Source organism: Maricaulis sp. (genome assembly GCF_048268525.1).
Taxonomy (GTDB): domain Bacteria; phylum Pseudomonadota; class Alphaproteobacteria; order Caulobacterales; family Maricaulaceae; genus Maricaulis.
The window spans coordinates 1-14,181 of the sequence record NZ_JBLWVH010000015.1; the positions used below are offsets into that span (position 1 = coordinate 1).

General features: G+C 64.0%; 16 protein-coding genes. 6 read left to right on the forward strand and 10 right to left on the reverse strand.

The features are described from left to right. The 4 genes from ACN0X9_RS09080 to ACN0X9_RS09095 form a co-directional block, all read right to left on the reverse strand. Positions 1–217, reverse strand: a 217-nt coding sequence (locus ACN0X9_RS09080; protein WP_417487290.1) for a PmbA/TldA family metallopeptidase, incomplete at its 3' end; no start/stop codon positions are given. 40 nt (positions 218–257) lie between these two features. Continuing rightward, entirely contained in the window at positions 258–650 is a 393-nt protein-coding gene (locus ACN0X9_RS09085) for an MAPEG family protein (RefSeq protein WP_417487291.1), read from the reverse strand. A 38-nt stretch (positions 651–688) separates the two neighbouring features. After that, positions 689–1,351 (reverse strand): DsbA family oxidoreductase, encoded by a 663-nt coding sequence (locus tag ACN0X9_RS09090; RefSeq protein ID WP_417487292.1) that lies wholly within the window; start codon positions 1,349–1,351, stop codon positions 689–691. Between the two features lie 150 nt (positions 1,352–1,501). Further along, positions 1,502–1,720 (reverse strand): hypothetical protein, encoded by a 219-nt coding sequence (locus ACN0X9_RS09095; RefSeq protein WP_011642582.1) that lies wholly within the window; start codon positions 1,718–1,720, stop codon positions 1,502–1,504. Between the two features lie 215 nt (positions 1,721–1,935). On the opposite strand from ACN0X9_RS09095, the gene ACN0X9_RS09100 reads away from it, so the two are divergent. After that, positions 1,936–2,508 carry a YkvA family protein gene (locus ACN0X9_RS09100; RefSeq protein WP_417487293.1) on the forward strand — a complete coding sequence of 191 codons (573 nt, stop codon included), beginning with the start codon at positions 1,936–1,938 and terminating at the stop codon, positions 2,506–2,508. Positions 2,509–2,577: 69 nt separating this feature from the next. Here the strand turns inward: ACN0X9_RS09100 and ACN0X9_RS09105 are convergent, their stop codons facing one another. Beyond that, the gene (locus ACN0X9_RS09105; protein WP_417487294.1) at positions 2,578–3,786 is read right to left on the reverse strand and encodes an LL-diaminopimelate aminotransferase; all 1,209 of its coding nucleotides are present in this window, start codon (positions 3,784–3,786) and stop codon (positions 2,578–2,580) included. A 214-nt stretch (positions 3,787–4,000) separates the two neighbouring features. On the opposite strand from ACN0X9_RS09105, the gene ACN0X9_RS09110 reads away from it, so the two are divergent. The 4 genes from ACN0X9_RS09110 to ACN0X9_RS09125 all read left to right on the forward strand — a co-directional run bounded on the left by ACN0X9_RS09110 (position 4,001) and on the right by ACN0X9_RS09125 (position 7,456). After that, entirely contained in the window at positions 4,001–4,420 is a 420-nt protein-coding gene (locus tag ACN0X9_RS09110; protein ID WP_417487295.1) for an MAPEG family protein, read from the forward strand. A gap of 60 nt (positions 4,421–4,480) precedes the next feature. Then, positions 4,481–5,554, forward strand: a complete 1,074-nt coding sequence (gene prfA, locus ACN0X9_RS09115) for a peptide chain release factor 1 (RefSeq protein WP_417487296.1) — start codon at positions 4,481–4,483, stop codon at positions 5,552–5,554. A gap of 6 nt (positions 5,555–5,560) precedes the next feature. Then, on the forward strand, positions 5,561–6,520 hold the full coding sequence (prmC, locus tag ACN0X9_RS09120) for a peptide chain release factor N(5)-glutamine methyltransferase (protein ID WP_417487297.1): 960 nt from the start codon (positions 5,561–5,563) through the stop codon (positions 6,518–6,520). Between the two features lie 213 nt (positions 6,521–6,733). After that, positions 6,734–7,456: a DUF4167 domain-containing protein gene (locus ACN0X9_RS09125; protein WP_417487298.1), complete on the forward strand. Its 723-nt coding sequence runs from the start codon at positions 6,734–6,736 to the stop codon at positions 7,454–7,456. Here ACN0X9_RS09125 and ACN0X9_RS09130 read toward each other — a convergent pair. Next, on the reverse strand, positions 7,453–8,208 hold the full coding sequence (locus ACN0X9_RS09130; RefSeq protein WP_417487299.1) for an MOSC domain-containing protein: 756 nt from the start codon (positions 8,206–8,208) through the stop codon (positions 7,453–7,455). The two genes, ACN0X9_RS09125 and ACN0X9_RS09130, sit on opposite strands and share 4 nt — an antisense overlap. Positions 8,209–8,376: 168 nt before the next feature. Between ACN0X9_RS09130 and clpB the strand changes: the two genes are divergently transcribed. Further along, positions 8,377–10,983, forward strand: coding sequence for an ATP-dependent chaperone ClpB (clpB, locus tag ACN0X9_RS09135; protein WP_417487300.1), 2,607 nt, complete (start codon positions 8,377–8,379; stop codon positions 10,981–10,983). 253 nt (positions 10,984–11,236) lie between these two features. Here clpB and arsB read toward each other — a convergent pair whose 3' ends face one another. The 4 genes from arsB to ACN0X9_RS09155 all read right to left on the reverse strand — a co-directional run bounded on the left by arsB (position 11,237) and on the right by ACN0X9_RS09155 (position 14,162). Then, positions 11,237–12,310 carry an ACR3 family arsenite efflux transporter gene (gene arsB / locus ACN0X9_RS09140; protein ID WP_417487301.1) on the reverse strand — a complete coding sequence of 358 codons (1,074 nt, stop codon included), beginning with the start codon at positions 12,308–12,310 and terminating at the stop codon, positions 11,237–11,239. After that, positions 12,307–12,813 (reverse strand): arsenate reductase ArsC, encoded by a 507-nt coding sequence (locus ACN0X9_RS09145; protein WP_417487302.1) that lies wholly within the window; start codon positions 12,811–12,813, stop codon positions 12,307–12,309. Before ACN0X9_RS09145 ends, arsB begins: the two co-directional genes overlap by 4 nt. A gap of 81 nt (positions 12,814–12,894) precedes the next feature. Further along, positions 12,895–13,335, reverse strand: coding sequence for a glyoxalase superfamily protein (locus tag ACN0X9_RS09150; protein WP_417487303.1), 441 nt, complete (start codon positions 13,333–13,335; stop codon positions 12,895–12,897). Positions 13,336–13,631: 296 nt separating this feature from the next. Continuing rightward, positions 13,632–14,162: a hypothetical protein gene (locus ACN0X9_RS09155; RefSeq protein ID WP_417487304.1), complete on the reverse strand. Its 531-nt coding sequence runs from the start codon at positions 14,160–14,162 to the stop codon at positions 13,632–13,634. Positions 14,163–14,181: the final 19 nt, after the last annotated feature.

Below are 14,181 nucleotides of genomic sequence, written 5' to 3' on the forward strand. Positions count from 1 at the left end.
CCTGCCGCTTGCCGACAAACACGCGAAGGCCGGCATCCAGGCTTTCCGAACGGCCGATATCCTCCAGCTTGCCATCGCGCACCGAAAGCTCGGTTTCGCGCGACTCGGCAACCGAAGCCTCGGCACTGTCGGCGCCGGCTTTCAGCGCGCGGGCGACAAGGTCGGCTGCAATCTCCTGCAGGGCTGCGGGGTCGGGGGCTTTGAACGTCTTGGTCATGTGAGCGCTATAGCCCCGCGAGGCCCCGCCGGGCAATGGCTCAACTGACCGCCGTCCAGATCAGGAAGCCCGATCCGGCGACAATGCTGATCCAGGTCAGCAGTGTGCCAATGAAACGCCCCGGTGTTGTGCCGGCGGAAGATGACAGACCCCAGGCATGCAGGGCACGTCCGACCGTCAGCAGGATGCCGACACCATGGACGACGAGGACCGGCGCACTGGTCATGGCCAGGGCGCCAATGATGACTAGGGCGACCGGTACATATTCCACCGCATTGCCGTGTACCCGGCAGGCACGCTCCAGCTCGGCGTCATTGCCTGTGCCGATGCCGATTTTCGAGCGCTGGCGGTGCCGGATGACATTGTAGGCGAGGGCGATCAGCAACAGGCCGTTCAGGCCCGTATAGAGTGCGAATGCGTCAAGTCCGGTCATGATGGTCTCTCCCCTTTGACCCGTCCGCTCGTGCGGACTTATTCAGTTTCCGCCGGCTCCTTGACGGCCTGGCGGATGGCGTCGGCCAGAACAGCCGGTTCCTGGGCGCCGGACACGGCGAAGCGTCCATTGAAAATATAGGTGGGCACGCCGGAAACCCCGAGCTTGCGATAGAACAGCTCTTCTTCCCAGACGGCTTTCTCGTCCTTGTCGGTGGCCAGCAGGTCGGCGGTCACGTCGCGGTCGAGCCCGGCATCACCGGCGAGGGCGATCAGCGTGTCACGGTCACCGATATCGCGGCCATGCGTGAAAAAGGCCGAGAACAGGGCCTCTGCCATCTCGGCGGTGCGTCCCTGTCCGCCGGCCCAGCGCATCAGGCGGTGCGCGTCCAGCGTATTGGGTCGCATGGCGATGTCGTCGAAGCGGAAATCGATGCCGACAGTCGGTCCGGCCTGTTCGAGATGGTCGCGCATGGCTTTCCACCGGCCAGAAGCTTCGGCGCCGGAGAATTTATCGCGCATATAGTCCTTGTAGGGGCGCCCTTCGCGGGCCAGCGTCGGGTCGAGCTGGTAGGGTCGCCAGACCGTTTCAACCTTGATGTCGGCGGTCAGCTTTCGGGCCTGGTCCCAATGGCGCTTGCCCAGCCAGCACCAGGGGCAGACGAGGTCGGAGACGATATCGACGGATACGGTATGGGTCATGCCGGTGATTTAGGCATGTTCGCGGTAAATTGCGAGGCTGGTTTCCGGGGCCGGTGCGGGCTCGTCATCCCCCCGGCCTGGACAGTCGGCCATCGCGGGCCTGGCGCAGGGGGATGACGCCCACCGGCCACCCACCGACCGGAAGTCTGGCTAGACGGTGATGTCCAGCAGCGTGTCCGTCATCTCGCTGGCAATACGGGCTGTCATGGCGGAGGCAGAATGGGCGGCTTCCGCCTTTTTCAGCGCCACCGAGGCCTGGATGATGTCCTGACCCTTGGCAGCATTATTGACCACTTCGCGCGCAGCGTCGCCGGCGTGGGACTGGGCGGCCATCATGCCAGTCACGGCTGTATTGAAAGCGATGTTCATGCCCGCAGGATAGTCGTGCCGCACGGTGATTGGCAGCGAAGACTGGATTGATGGTTAAGGAAGGGTGAGCCGACCGCCCGGCGGCAGGGTGGATGCGGAACCGGCGTGCCGGCATCCCCCGGGACAGCAACCTTTCTGTTCCCGCTGTTCCATTGTCAGGCGAAGTGCGACAAGCTCTCCATCAATCAACGGCTTCAGAAAGGTGCCCCGCTGTCATGACCAACCCGTCCACCCCGACCCTCAAGGTTGAGTTCGAACTGTCCGAATCCGATCTCGCCTTCTTCCGGGACCGTCTCGACAAGGCGCGCGAAGACCGTGCCGATCTGGACGAAAGCCGCATCATGGCTGGCGTGGCGGACATGATCACCAAGGCACTGGCCGCCAATCCGCCGGAATTCGTCAAGACGCGCCTGCGTCAGCTCGGCCCGCTTGTTGCCATGCTGGACGATGCCGAATGGAAGCTGGAAGGCGAAGACCGTGAGCGTGTGCTCAATGCGCTGGCTTATTTTGTCGACCCGGATGACCTCATCCCGGACTCCACCCCTGGCATCGGCTATATCGATGACGCGATCATGATCGAACTGGTCGCCGCCGGTCTGGCTCCGGAGCTGGAAGCCTACGCCGAATTCATCGCGCACCGCGAAGACCTGAAGGCACCGGATGCGGAGGCCAAGCCGCCGCTGGAAGAAGTCCGGACCGTGATGCAGGCCCGCATGCGTCGCCGTCGTGGCCGGGCCAAGGCCGGTGGCCTGTGGTCACACTCCACGGTGATCCGTCACTACTTCTAGACGTCAGATCGGACTGCCGGCCCGGCATCCTCCCTCAACCGGGTCAGCCAGAACTGGTGGTCCGGGCGGTCAGACCGCCCGGATTGCCGGCTGTCTGGATTTGAGGAATTCGCCCACGCCGCGCGCGGCCTGGCGGATACGCTGTTCGTTCTCGACCAGAGCGAGGCGGACATAGCCTTCACCATGCTCGCCAAAGCCGATGCCCGGCGCGACGGCGACGCCGGCCTCTTCCATCAACTGCTTGGAAAACTCCAGCGACCCCATCTCCTCGCAACCGCTTGGGAGGGGCGCCCAGGCAAACATCGAGGCTTCCGGCGATGGGATTGTCCAGCCGGCGCGGCTGAAGCTCTCCACCAGAACATCGCGGCGGTGCTTGTAGATGGCGCGGGTCTCATCGACGCAGTCCTGCGGTCCATCAAGAGCCGCACAGGCCGCGACCTGGACCGGTGTGTAGGCGCCATAGTCGAGATAGGATTTCACCCGCGCCAGCGCTCCGACCAGGCGGGCCGAGCCGGCGGCAAAACCAACCCGGAACCCGGCCATGGAATAGGTCTTCGACATCGAGGTGAACTCGATCGTGCGATCCTTGGCGCCCTCGACCTGCAACATGGACGGGGTCGGCTGGTCACCGAAATAGATCTCTGAATAGGCGAGATCGGACAGGATGAGCAGGTCGTGCTTGGTCGCGAACTTCACGACCTCCTTGTAAAAATCCAGCGAGGCGGTTTGTGCCGTGGGGTTGGAGGGAAAACAGACCACGACCGCTATCGGACTCGGAACCGAATGCCTCGCTGCGTGTTCGAGTCCGCGCAGATAGTCTTCCGGCGACGGGGCGTGGACATGCCGTATCGTGCCACCGGCAATGAGAAAGCCGAACGTATGGATCGGATAGGAGGGCGAGGGCGCCAGGATCACATCGCCCGGTGCCGTGATCGCCTGGGCCAGGTTGGCGAAGCCTTCCTTGGAACCCAGTGTGACAATGACCTCGCTGTCGGCGTCCAGATCGACATCAAAGCGCCGCTTGTAATAGCGCGCCTGGGCCTTGCGCAGGCCGGGAATGCCGCGCGAGGCGGAATAGCCGTTGGTGCGCGGGTTTTCGGTCGCCTCGCGAAGCTTGGTCAGGATATGTGGCGGCGTCGGCAGGTCCGGATTGCCCATGCCGAAATCGATGATGTCCGCGCCATCGGCCCGCAATTTGGCTTTCAGACGATTGACTTCTTCGAAAACGTATGGCGGCAAGCGCTTGGTGCGGTGAAATTCCATCGTTGAATCCGGCATGTTCGAATTTAATCCCATATGGCGCGATCTCGGCGGGTCCTGCAAGAGGCTAGACCCAGCGCAAGGCGGGATTTGGCAGGGACCGCGGCGGAAATGCGGCTGGTCGTGCACCCGGGATGACAAACCGGGTGGCATGCAGATCGAAAATCCACCCCTCGCCAAATCCGGCCAACTCGGACTAACCTCCGGCAAAATGGCCGGGGAGGGCTGCAAGATGTTCCAATCGATGATGACGCCGATTTTGGCGCTGGTGTGCTGGACGCTGATCATGTGGGTGTGGATGTATGCCACCCGCATTCCGGCCATGCGCAAGGCCGGGATCGATCCGGCGACGGTGAAAGACAAGTCCGCCATGGAGCGCTTGCCCATCGAGGTGCGGCGCATTGCGGACAATTACAATCACCTGCACGAACAGCCGGTGATCTTCTACGCGCTGGTGCTATATTCGCACCTCGTCGGCGTGTCGGACGAGTTCAACATCATGCTGGCTTGGGCCTATGTGCTGATCCGGGTGGTCCACTCGCTGATCCAGTGCCTGTGGAACTTCATCCCCATGCGCTTCCTGGTCTTCTGCCTCGGCTCGATCGTGCTGGTCATCATGGCGGTCCGCAATGTGATGGCGGTGCTGGCCTGACGCAGGGCCTGACAGCGGCACAGGATTTTCATCGTCGGCACGAGGTGCTAACGGAGCAGCATGCACGCACCTGAAGCCAGACTCGCCCAAGTCATTGACCGGTTCGACCAGGTGGAAGCCCGCCTGGGCGCCGCCGGCGATGCCGATGAAATCGTCAAGCTCTCCAAGGAGCATGCCGAGCTGAAACCCGTGGCCGAAAAGGCCAATGCGCTGAAGTCGGCCCGCGCCGAACTGGCCGAGCTCGCCGAGATGATGGAGGGCGATGACGCGGAAATGGCCGAGATGGCGCGGGAGGAATTCTATGCGCTGAAGGAGCGCCTTCCCGAGCTCGAGCACGCGATGAGCCTGATGCTGTTGCCGAAAGACAAGGACGACAGCGCCAATGCCATGATCGAGATCCGGGCCGGCACAGGCGGCGACGAGGCCGCCATTTTCGCCGGCAATCTCTATGGCATGTACCAGCGCTACGCCCAGCTGCAGGGCTGGAGCTGGGAGTTGGTCTCGGCCTCCGACGGTGAGCATGGCGGCTACAAGGAAGTCGTCGCCGCGATCTCCGGCAATGGCGTGTTCGGACGGCTGAAATTCGAGAGCGGTGTGCACCGGGTCCAGCGGGTTCCGGCGACCGAAAGCCAGGGCCGCATCCACACCTCTGCCGCGACCGTCGCGATCATGCCGCAGCCGGAAGACATCGATATCGAGCTCGACATGGGTGATGTCCGGGTTGACACGATGCGGGCTTCGGGCGCCGGTGGGCAGCACGTCAACAAGACCGACAGTGCCGTGCGCATGACCCATATCCCGACCGGGATCGTGGTTGTCTGCCAGGAAAAGTCCCAGCACCAGAACCGGGCCCGGGCGCAGGAAATCCTCAAGGCCAAGCTCTATGACATGCAGCGTGAGGCGGCCAATGCCGAACGGGCTGCCGAGCGCAAGGGCCAGATTGGATCGGGCGACCGTTCCGAGCGCATCCGCACCTATAACTATCCCCAGGGCCGGGTCTCAGATCACCGCATCAATCTGACCCTCTACAAGCTGGACGACATTGTCGCCGGTGACGGGCTGGACGAGGTGGTCACGGCCTTGATCGCGGAAGATCAGGCGGCTCGTCTCGCGGCGCTTGAAGACGACGCGTAGGCTCACATGTCGGGCGGGCCCTTCGACACGATGGTGGACACCGCGAAATCAGGTTTTGATGCCGCAGCCCACAAACCCCTGCTGGAAGCCTGGCAGGGCCTGTCGCTGGCCGATATCCGCGCCGATCTGGGTGCGCGCCTGATCGCGGCCGGGATCGATGAAGGCGCCGATGAGAGCCGTTTCCTGATCAATCATGTGCTGGCACCAGCCCGCCTGTCTGATGCGCTGGCCGACCCGGCGCTGTTTTCCTGGCAGGCGGCGGACCAGCTGGCGGCGCTCGCCTGGCGCCGCCTGTCGCGGGTCCCGCTGTCGCAAGTGCTGGGAAGCCAGCCCTTCTGGACGCTCGACCTGGCCGTCACGCCCGATGTGCTGACACCCCGGTCCGACACGGAAACCCTGGTCGAGGCGGTGCTGGCCGATGCTGATGATGCGCCCGCCCGGCTGGTCGATCTGGGGACCGGCTCCGGGGCCATCCTGCTTGCCTTGTTGAGTGAACGAGCGGGCTGGAGCGGGCTCGGTGTTGACCTGTCGGCACCGGCTCTGGCCATCGCGACCGCCAATGCTGTCCGGTGCGGGCTGGCGAATCGGGCGGGCTTTTCGCAGGGCCGCTGGGGCGAGGGCCTGGCCGACGGATCGGTCGATGTGCTGGTCTCGAACCCGCCCTACATCGTCTCGGATGTCCTCGCCGGACTGGAGCCGGAAGTGCGCGATCACGAGCCTGCGCTCGCTCTCGATGGCGGCACTGACGGGCTCGACGCCTATCGCGAAATCATTACCGACCTGCCGCGCCTTCTGGTGCCGAATGGCCTGTTCGCACTGGAAATCGGCCATGATCAGGGTGAAAGCGTAAGCACCCTGGCGCACGAGGCCGGGCTGGTCGAAATCCGGGTCTTGCCGGATCTGGCCGGGAATGATCGGGTGGTGATGGGCAGGCGGGGCGCCGGTGCCAGCGCTGTGGACGGCTAAAAGGGCTTGGAATGCCTGGCCTCGCGGTCTAGGGTCCCGATCAAGGCAGGTGGATCGCGCCAGTACGGGGGTCTCGCGCGGCCGGATGACCCACTTGCCATTATCCGGTCAATCAGTTGGATCCCCACGGTATCAGCGCACAGGCTTGCACCTGCGAATGCACCGCCAAGCCAGAAGTCAGATAAGCATCGCTGTTGAACAGGATAACGCGATATGAAGCGTCAACGTGGTCGAGGACGTAAGCCCGGCAATTCCGCAAACCGGAGCTATGAGAGCAATGGCCCGGAAGTGAAGATCCGCGGCAACGCGTCCCAGATCTATGACAAATACATGCAGCTGGCGCGTGATGCGTCTCTGGCCGGTGACCGGGTGCGGGCGGAAAACCTTTTCCAGCACGCCGAGCACTATCTGCGGATTGTCCAGCTCAACCAGCCCAAGCGTGATCCCAACCAGGATGACGACAATAACGGCAATGACAGTGTTGATGACGAGGATGACGGTCAGCAGTCCGGCAATCACCAGTCCAATAACCAGGATCGTCAGGACCGCCAGCCGCGCGAGCGGCGCGACCGCAATGATCGCAATGAGCAGGGCGATGGGCGTGAACCGCGTCGTGGGCGCAATAACCGCAACCGCCCGAATGGTCGCGACCAGGACCGGCCCCAGGATCGCGACGGCAATCGCGAGCCGGCTGCCGACCCGCTCGGCGTCGTGACCCCGGAAGGCGACACTCCGGCCCCGACACCGGCCGCCGAATCGGCTCCGCAGTCCGACGAAGCTCCGCGTCGTACCCGTCGTCCACGCCGCACCAAGGCAGAAATGGAAGCGGCCCGCGCCGCCGAGGCTGCGCTGAAGAACGCATCTGATGCCGCCGACAGTGACGCCAATAATGACGACAAGGCCGGCGGAGACGACCCGGAAACCGAGGCTGCCTAGGCCAGGCTGACCGGATCGCCAAGCGCGATCACCCCGTCTTCCAGGACGGTCAGGTAGAGACCACAGTCCATGTGCCCGTAGTGCTCGAACAGCGCCGCGGGCACATCTGTATTACGGGTCCCGGTCTTGAGGTCGACGCTGGTCGCGGCGCAGCGCCGGATGCGCGACTCGACGCGCAGTTCGACCCCGCCGATGCGGATATTCTGCCCGACCAGCTGGAACTCCTCCCACGGTGCCAGCCCCTCAACCAGTAGATTGCCGCGAAAACGGACCGGGTCGAGCGGCAGGCCGGTTTTCTCCGCAAGGTCCCGGACCGAGGCGGCATTGATCAGGGAAATCTGCGGCATCGGGATGTCAGTCATGGCCTGGCCGGGCGCGTGGACCAGACGCAGCGGGCCGCGCACGGCGTCGCCGAGCAGGGAGGCAAGGCAATCGAACAGGGGCGGATGGGATGCCGGGTCTTCCAGCGCGACCTCGATCGGCGCCCCGCCATCGAGACGGGCTGTTACCGTGCGCCCGTCTGCGGCGTATCGACAGTCGAGACGCGCCAGTTCGGCCTGCCCGGCGAGCATCAGGAAATGCTTCTTCTTCACATGTCCCGGCGCGCTGTCATCAAAGGGCGAGGGACCGTTCTCGATCGCCCACGCGCGATCAAGCGGCAGGGTGGCATTGGCGGACAGTTCGACGTGCGGCAGTTGGTCCGGTCCAAGCCCTTTGACCGGAAAGCGCGTGATGGCTGTAAGCTGGGGCATGGGATTGAGTCGCTCCGTGAGTTCCGCTCGAAACCGTGGTCAGAATGTCGCGGGTCGACCTCTTGTGTGGTGCATATGCAACACCTACATGCGGTCTGAAACGCGATTTGGCCGTGCTTGATCAAGGCGGCGAAACGTAACCTATCTCGCCTTTTCCGGGGGATCGACATGGAATTCGATACTTATACAGACCGCGCGCGGTCGATCATCCAGGCCGCACAGGGCCTGGCGCTCAAGTCCAGCCATCAGCAGTTTGCGCCCGCGCACCTGCTCAAGGCGTTGATGGACGACAATGCCGGTCTGGCCGGCAATCTCATCAAGGCGGCGGGCGGTCGCCTGCGGCAGGTCCAGGACGGGGTCGACCAGGCCCTGGCCGCGATTCCGCGTGTCGACGCCGCCGACGCCAAACTCTACCTCGCGCCCGAGACGGCCAAGCTGTTCGGCGCCGCAGAAGAAGCCTCCACCAAGGCCGGGGACCAGTTCGTCACCGCCGAGCGCATCCTGCTCGCCATGGCCCTGGCCAGCGGCACCAAGGTGGCTGACATTCTCAAGGCCGCCGGCGTGACACCGCAGGCGCTCAATACCGCCATCAATGATCTGCGCCAGGGCAAGACCGCCGACAGCCAGTCGGCGGAAGACGGCTATGAGGCGCTCAAGAAATACGCCCGCGACCTGACCGAGGTGGCCCGCGAGGGCAAGCTCGACCCGGTCATCGGCCGCGACGAGGAAATCCGCCGCGCCATCCAGGTCCTGTCACGCCGAACCAAGAACAATCCTGTCCTCATCGGTGAGCCGGGTGTCGGCAAGACCGCCATCGCCGAAGGTCTCGCCCTGCGCATCGTCAATGGCGATGTGCCGGAAAGCCTGAAGGAAAAGCGTCTGCTGGCGCTGGACATGGGCTCCCTGATCGCCGGTGCGAAATATCGTGGCGAGTTTGAGGAACGCTTGAAGGCAGTCCTGTCGGAAGTCGAGGGCGCCAATGGCCAGATCATCCTCTTCATCGACGAGATGCACACGCTTGTCGGCGCCGGCAAGACCGATGGCGCCATGGATGCCTCCAACCTCTTGAAGCCGGCCCTGGCGCGCGGTGAGTTGCACTGCGTCGGCGCCACCACGCTGGACGAGTACCGCAAGCATGTCGAAAAGGACGCGGCCCTGGCGCGGCGCTTCCAGCCGGTCATGATCGAGGAGCCGACCGTCCAGGACACGGTCTCCATCCTGCGCGGCCTGAAGGAAAAATACGAGGTGCACCACGGCGTGCGCATCGCTGACAGCGCCATCGTCTCGGCCGCCAACCTGTCCAATCGCTACATCACCGACCGTTTCCTGCCGGACAAGGCGATCGACCTGATGGACGAGGCCTCGGCCCGCTTGCGCATGCAGATCGACTCGAAGCCGGAAGAACTCGACGAGATTGATCGCCGGGCCATCCAGCTGAAGATCGAGGCGGAAGCGCTCAAAAAGGAAAGCGACGACGCGTCGAAGGACCGTCTGGCCACTATCACCAAGGAAGTCGCTGAACTGGAATCCCGTTCCGCCGAGCTGACCGCCACCTGGCGCGCCGAAAAGGACAAGCTGGCCTCTGCCACGACCTTCAAGGAAGCCATCGACCGCGCCCGCTCCGATCTCGCCGATGCCGAGCGTCGCGGTGATCTGGGTCGGGCGTCCGAGATCAAATACGGCCAGCTGCCCGATCTGGAACGCAAGCTCGCCGCCGCCGAGGCCGAGGGCGATGACGGGACCACGATGCAGGAGGTCGTCGATGACGAGCAGATCGCCCAGATCGTCTCGCGCTGGACCGGTGTGCCCGTCGACAAGATGCTGGAAGGCGAGCGTGACAAGCTCCTGCGCATGGAAGACGCGCTGCGCGGCCGCGTGATCGGCCAGGACCCGGCTCTGGAAGCGGTGTCCGACGCCGTGCGCCGCGCCCGCGCCGGCCTCAAGGACCCGGCCCGTCCAATCGGCTCCTTCCTCTTCCTCGGCCCGACCGGGGTCGGCAAGACCGAACTGACCAAGGCGCTCGCTGAATTCCTGTTCGATGACGAACAGGCGGTCTCCCGCCTCGACATGTCGGAATACATGGAGAAGCATTCGGTCGCCCGCATGATCGGCGCGCCTCCGGGTTATGTCGGCTATGAGGAGGGCGGTGCCCTGACCGAAGCCGTGCGCCGGCGTCCCTATCAGGTCGTCCTGCTCGACGAGATCGAGAAGGCGCATCCGGATGTCTTCAACGTGCTGCTGCAAGTCCTCGATGATGGCCGCCTGACCGATGGTCAGGGCCGCACGGTCGACTTCCGCAACACGATCATCATCATGACCTCGAACCTGGGTTCCGAGCACCTGCAGCTGGTCGATGATGCCGAGGATGCGCGCGACAGCGTGATGGCTTCGGTGCGCGGGCATTTCCGTCCGGAATTCCTCAACCGGATCGACGAGATCATCCTCTTCCGCAAACTCGCCGAAGAGCATATGGGTGCCATTGTCGACATTCAGCTGGGCTATCTCGACCGCCTGCTGGCCGATCGCCGCATGACCGTCGAAATCGACGCCGGCGCCCGCAGCTGGCTCGCCGCCAAGGGCTATGACCCGGCCTATGGTGCGCGTCCCTTGAAGCGTGTCATCCAGAAGGAGCTCCAGGACCCGCTGGCCCGCCTCCTGCTGGAAGGCGGCATCAAGGATGGCGACACCATCCAGGTCTCGACCGAGGCCGGCGTTCTGACTGTGAATGGCGTCGCTGTGGGCGTGAAAGCGCCGAAGCTGGAAGCGGTGAATTGATGTTTGGGGTGGTCGTGATGGCCGCCCCATTCTCGTTCGAAAACGGGCAGCCCGCCTGCCCAAGCGTCCATTGTTGGCTTGCCGAGATCAGGCCCAGGCAGGTCCAGCGCGTCAAGGGCCAAGGGCCGCTTCGCGGCGGCAAGGCCGCCCTTGACGCGCTGAACCTGCCTGGGCAAACGGCTGACAAGCCAAGAATGAATATCTCTCCGCGAGGCGCGGACGTTTCCGATGGAGATTCCGGTTCGCCCGGCCCCTAACGCCCCGCAAACCACCCCTGCGTCCGGTTGGCAAAGGCCACCAGGGACAGCATCACCGGAACCTCCACCAACACCCCGACCACGGTCGCCAGCGCGGCGCCGGAGTTCAGGCCGAACAGGCTGATGGCGACGGCGACGGCCAGCTCGAAGAAGTTCGAGGTGCCGATCAGCGCGCACGGGGCGGCGATGTTGAACGGGGTCTTCCACAGCCAGGCGACGCCATAGGCGATGACGAAGATGCCATAGGTCTGGATCAGCAGCGGCGTGGCGATGATGGCGATGGTGACCGGCTGGGTCAGGATGACTTCGCCCTGAAAGCCGAACAGGATCACCACCGTGCCGATCAGGCCGATGATCGAGGCCGGCTTGATCAGCGCCGTGAAATCACCGACAGCCTTGTCCGCCGCCTCGGCGGACTTGCCGCGCGACAGCGCCTTGCGGGCCAGCCAGCCGACGATCAGCGGGATGACGACATACAGGCCGACCGACAGCAGCAGGGTATCCCACGGGACCGTGATGTCGGTCACACCCAGCAGCAGGGCGACGATCGGGGCGAAGGCGACGACCATGATCAGGTCATTGGCGGCGACCTGGACCAGTGTGTAGTTGGCATCGCCCTTGGTCAGCTGTGACCAGACGAACACCATCGCCGTGCACGGCGCGGCGCCGAGGATGATCACGCCGGCCAGGTATTGCTGCGCGTCCTCGGGCTGCAGCCAGGGCGCGAAGACATGCTCGAAGAACAGGACACCCAGAAGCGCCATCGAGAAGGGCTTGATCAGCCAGTTGACGACCAGGGTGATGATCAGGCCTTTGGGACGCTCGCCGACGCGGGCCAGCGAGGCAAAGTCGATCTGGATCATCATCGGCCAGACCATGGCCCAGATCAGCACCGCGATGGCGAGATTGACCGAGGCGTATTCAAACCCGGCCAGCCAGGCGAACAGGTCCGGCACGATCACGCCGAGCGCGATGCCGCCAGCCATGCCCATGGCCACCCATACCGACAGCCATTTCTCGAAGAAGCCGATGCCGCCCGGGGCGGCATCCTGAGGGGTCGTGTCGGTCATGCGGATGTGTCCTGTCGGCTGTCGTTCGGTCGGGCATTGAGGGTGTCGAAAGCGCGTTTGAGCGCGTCGCGATCATCGCCGTCAAGCGCGGCCATCAAGGCGGTGATGCGGGCGTCCAGGGCGTTGAACGTGTGATGGAAGGCTTTTCGGGCGGCCTCGGCATCGGCAATCGCAGCCGGGTCGGGCAGGCCCCAATGAGCCTTGACCGGAGCGCCGGGCCAGATCGGGCAGACTTCCGCAGCGGCGCTGTCGCAGACCGTGATGACGGCATCTAGGACGGGCGCGTCCGGCGCGGAATACACGTCCCAGCTCTTGGAGCTGTAGCCGGTTGCGGGCAGGCCGTGGGCGGCAAGGGTCTCAAGGGCCAGCGGGTTGGGCGTGCCGGTCGGTGTCGAGCCGGCGGAGTATCCTGCGACCCGGCCGTCGCCACGGGCATTGATCAGGGCTTCGCCCAGGATGGAGCGCGCGGAATTGCCCGTGCACAGAACCAGGATATTGAGCATGCGACCCCGCCCGTCTCATATGAGTCAGGCGGGGTCGTACTGGTTCGGTTGATGGCTTTCAACCAGTTTTCGTTTCGCGCTTTACCGAAGCGATAGTTGCAGGTGAGGTGTCCCGTCGGATGTGCGCTCGACGGACCGTCCATCCTTGCTGACCGTACCGCTGATGCGGCGGCGCAAATTCGAGAAGCCATCGAATTTCACCGTATCGACAGCCTCGTCGAGCTTCAGCGACACTCGCCAGCCACCATTGCCACCGGCAATGCTTCGAAGGCCGATGATGTCGGCCTCGAATGCCTGGCCGAGATAACGACCGCGGACGCGACCGCCGACGGCTAGCGGCGTGTCGGGGCGGTTGCCGGTCTTGGCGCTCAGCGTGTTCCAGTCGCGATAGCCCATCTGGTGGGCCAGCAATTCCAGCGCCTCGCCGTGCGAGATGAAATTGCCTTCGGCTTCCAGCGCTTTTCGCAAACGCCGGGCCTGGGCTTTCAGCGCATCGCGCGAAAGCGGTTGGGTTGGGGTCATGACATGCCCTTTCGTATTGGCATGCGGATCGAATGATGGGGCTCGCCTTGCCATCCCGCCGCATGTCGCAATGACGATGAGGGAAATGTCGTGTTCAAGGGAGATTTCACCAGGGCCAAAGCCTGCGAGCGGCGGGCATCTCCATGCCTGAGGTGCTAGATAGGCGCGGCGAGGGGCGCGGTCAATGCGCCTTGATGCCGGTTGTCATCCCTGATGGATGCTCCGCGAAGGCGGGGCGGAGATCAGACAAATGATGTGTGTCCCCGTTTTCTGTCCCCGTGTTTCGGCCAGCCGCGTTACCGGCGTCGGGTGTATCCGACAAAGAGGGGAGCCCAATCAGACGTGTCGTCCGGGCGGACCCAGAATTCCTGTCGGACGCTGCCGTCTTCCTGTGGTGCCCAAACGCCCCGGACCTGCATTTCGCTGCCGTCCGCATTGCTGTGCAACAGGCCTTCCAGGACCATTGCGCCCGTTTCGTCGAGTCCGCCTGAATAGTCGATGTGAAAGCGCGGGCTCATCCAGACCTGCCGCCAATGCCCGGTGGCCGGGTCGACAAAGGTCATTCCTGTGCCTGTTCCGCCATCGAAGGTCGACCAGTCTTCAACCACCAGACAGCCAGCCTCCCGCCGGGAATAGGTCTGGGTGCCGATCTGTTGTCCGTCGGCAGCAAAGAAGTCCCACTCGCCGATGACGAAATCGAAATCCGAATACGGTGCGACGTCCTGACCGCAAACAGGCGGGGCGGCTTGTTGGGCAGACGCGGTCCCGGCATAGCCAAGCAAGCCCATGCCGATAAGAAGGCAAGCGGATTTGAAACTTTGCATCATGCGTATCTCCCGGTCTCGA